Consider the following 353-nt stretch of genomic DNA (forward strand, 5'->3'; position numbering starts at 1 on the left):
ATCGGCGAGAAAACCGGCGAGCTCGAGAACATGCTTCTGCAGGTCAGCGAGGCTTATGATTTTCAGGTTAAAACCAAGATAGAAGGCTTGACCTCGTTGCTGGAGCCCTTGATGATCATCGTAATGGGTTGCGTTATCGGCGTGATCGTCTTCGCCATTATGATTCCCATGTTTCAATTGTCGAGCATGGGTGGATAGATTAAAAATTCCACCACTCACACGTACTTAAGGGAGACCCCAATGATCCGTAACAACAAAGGTATGACGCTCCTAGAGATCATGATCGTGCTCGTGATCCTGGGTGGTTTGATCGCCATTCTCGCGACCAGCGTGCAGGGCAGCCTCAAGAAGGC

General features: G+C 49.9%; 2 protein-coding genes. Both read left to right on the forward strand.

Going from position 1 to position 353, the window contains the following annotated elements:
• A partial coding sequence (locus tag A6X21_RS23465) for a type II secretion system F family protein (RefSeq protein ID WP_205847515.1) occupies positions 1–198 on the forward strand: 198 nt, incomplete at its 5' end.
• A 42-nt stretch (positions 199–240) separates the two neighbouring features.
• On the forward strand, positions 241–353 hold a 113-nt coding region (locus tag A6X21_RS25660; protein WP_131818526.1), incomplete at its 3' end, for a prepilin-type N-terminal cleavage/methylation domain-containing protein.

It is taken from the genome of Planctopirus hydrillae (assembly GCF_001707835.1).
GTDB classification, from domain to species: Bacteria; Planctomycetota; Planctomycetia; order Planctomycetales; family Planctomycetaceae; genus Planctopirus; species Planctopirus hydrillae.